Annotated in this window: 2 protein-coding genes; both read left to right on the top strand. The window is 54.9% G+C overall.

Annotated elements, in window-relative coordinates:
• The first annotated feature begins 106 nt into the window (after window positions 1-106).
• Window positions 107-481, top strand: a complete 375-nt coding sequence (locus HNO88_RS21800) for a PilZ domain-containing protein (protein ID WP_246382299.1) — start codon at window positions 107-109, stop codon at window positions 479-481.
• A gap of 285 nt (window positions 482-766) precedes the next feature.
• Window positions 767-964: a hypothetical protein gene (locus HNO88_RS21795; RefSeq protein WP_184250911.1), complete on the top strand. Its 198-nt coding sequence runs from the start codon at window positions 767-769 to the stop codon at window positions 962-964.
• Window positions 965-2,525 lie beyond the last annotated feature (1,561 nt).

Genomic DNA, 2,525 nt, shown 5'->3' with positions numbered 1-2,525 from the left:
CTGTGACCTTTTGCGTGAACTTGGCTGCGAGCTGGGTTGAGGATCAACCGCGCCAAATCCTCGACGGCCTGTCTATGCGTTAGGATCTTGTTAAGAAGCCAGAGCCATGATCGTCAGCGAATGGGACACCCGGGGGCGAATACAAGGCGATGCGGAGATGACCAAGATCGCGCAGGGTGAAGCTTATGCCAACGCCACTCAGGAGGACCGATCCGCAGTACGTGTCCGCTGCACCATGCCTGCTACTCTTCGGCCCATCGGCAGCAAATCACTGCAAACAGTCGTGAAGGACCTATCCCCCTTCGGCTTCTCGGCTACCGCAATCAGCCCCATACACAAGGGAACCGTATGTTGGTTGACCATCCCCGGTCTTGAGCCCGTGGCAGCAAAAGCGGTCTGGTGGGACAAAGGAACCGTCGGCTGCGAATTTGCACGTCTCCTCCAGCCCAATGAACTCACCAAGATGACCGCAAAGTCATAGCTTTGTCAGACAATATCGTGTTCTTAATCTTGGCTCTAATTCGTAGCGCTGTCGTGACGGAGATGCTTGTGGCGGATAGAGCGGTGTTTAGCCCGCAGGAGTAAGTAGCCTCAGTTTTACGTATGCCTTTTGCTCCGAAGATTTTGGCCGTTCGAAGCGTGCTGGTGATAGCGTTTAGTTCATGAGCAAGTTGCACGCCGGATCGTAGAATGCTCGGTGCAATTGAACACATCCTGCCGGGCTTCGTTGTCCGTTTCGTATGTAAGGCGCCGTAGGCGCTGGCGCTTGAGCGAAGAAAAGAAGCGCTCGGCCACTGAGTTCATACCAGTTGCCGGGCCAATTCATCAGGCGCTCGAGTTTATGAGCCTGGATAAACGCAGCTCATTCCATGCTGGTGAGCTGCTGGCCCTGATCCGAGTGGATCAGAACCAGCTGCTCCGGTTTGCGCCACCATACCGCCATTATGCGGCACCTGCAGCATAGCATCGGTGGTCTGCCCGCTGTGCATCGACCAACCCAGTAGAGGCTGACTGACAAGGTGTTTCGAGGCGCGGCCGCAGCGAGCAGCGAACTCCGGTGTAAGAGGGTGAGCTATCGCAGTGAAACAGGTTAGGTGGCTGGACCTAAAATGACCTCCAGTATAGATTAAATCCTATGTGGTACGGCAAGTCGGTTATCGACATCAAACCTCGGCGAAAGACCGCGATGCAGCGGATTGCGGAAGCTCGACAACGAGAAATGGTCGACCTTCCATGTCCGGTGGACCTTATCGATGCCTGGGCTCAGCCAACCCGCAAGATGCTGTCAAGGTGTTCGCACGTCGATTTGGTTGAGATTATCGAAAAAGAGGCAAATTCGAGAACCGGCGAGATGGCCGCTAGCATCCTTCGACATCGCGAGTTTTGGCGGGGTCCTTTAGGGCTTTTGGTTGTCGTGCTATGCGCATTTTTACTGACGCTGTCGTTAGTTTACAAAGTTTGCTAGATTGTACGCCTAAGTCATTGTAAGCAGCGGTCGAAAGCACCGTCGGCGACGACGCGTGCCGTCTATCCACTACAGCTGGATTCGCCTCGACGCGGCCCTGGACCTTCCTCCAAGCCGAGTCGGGGTCGGGGCTTACAATCTACGACTGAAAGGCCGAGTTTAGCGGTCTGCATGTTCGGGAGGTCAAGAGGCCGCGGTCGCGCGAGAACAAGGATCGACCCGTCGAGTGCCTACGGGAACCGCTGATTGGCAGCGGGTAGATTGCTCCGTATCTTGCACGAACATATCGCGCTTGCACAGAATACGAGTCCGACCGCCTCAATCAGTTGGCTGACTGTGAGTTGCTTGTACAGCGTTGAAGCTTAGCTTGAGATGATGGCAGAACAGCCGGCTTTAAAGTCGCATGTCGTCGGTACATTGTAGCAGGTGGCTTGGTGAGGACGATTGTGCTAAAGACTGCATAGGGCTTTCGTGGAGGTACAAGGCGTCTATGTTCAAGCGCTGCGAATATCTGATTGTTGCGGGCCTTCGTTGGGTTTCTGGAGCACTCGTGGCGATCTCAGTACCTGCCGTTGCGCAGTCTTTATCGCTCAAGAGCTTTGTGCCGCCTGTGACCACGGTAGTTCGCTTCGGTATTGATCCTACTTTCAAGGAGAAAACCGGAAGACCACAGGCGACAGAGCGCATTAACCGATCGAAAGCGCGAGCAACCCATTCGAGGGTTTCGAAGCCGGTGCAACGGAGAGATCCTATTGGCGCAATTATTGCTCAGCCCAACCTTCCGACCAATCAGTATGAGTAAGGTGAGGATTACGGCCCGTGACAAGCGACTCTGCCGCACCCGGTTTGAAGACTACGTTTCGCCCAGTTGAAGTCGGGATCGTAAAGGAAAGATGAGATACTAGAGCAGTTGCACGATAAGGGGAATCGGCGAGGAGTTCCCATGGCGATGATCATGTGATGCATAGGATGCCGTCACGAAGGAGGCGGCATGGGTTGGCGGTCAGGTCAGAGCTACTCGCAGGATTTGCGCGATCGAGTGCTGAGGGCTGTGGATGGT

Source organism: Novosphingobium chloroacetimidivorans (assembly GCF_014204535.1).
GTDB lineage: Bacteria > Pseudomonadota > Alphaproteobacteria > Sphingomonadales > Sphingomonadaceae > Novosphingobium > Novosphingobium chloroacetimidivorans.
Note: the sequence above shows the minus strand (reverse complement) of the source record. Positions and strands in the feature narration are given on the sequence as shown.

Excerpts from the sequence above, each read along its gene's own strand:
- HNO88_RS21800 (WP_246382299.1), top strand. The coding sequence starts at position 107 with ATGATCGTCAGCGAATGGGACACCCGGGGGCGAATACAAGGCGATGCG.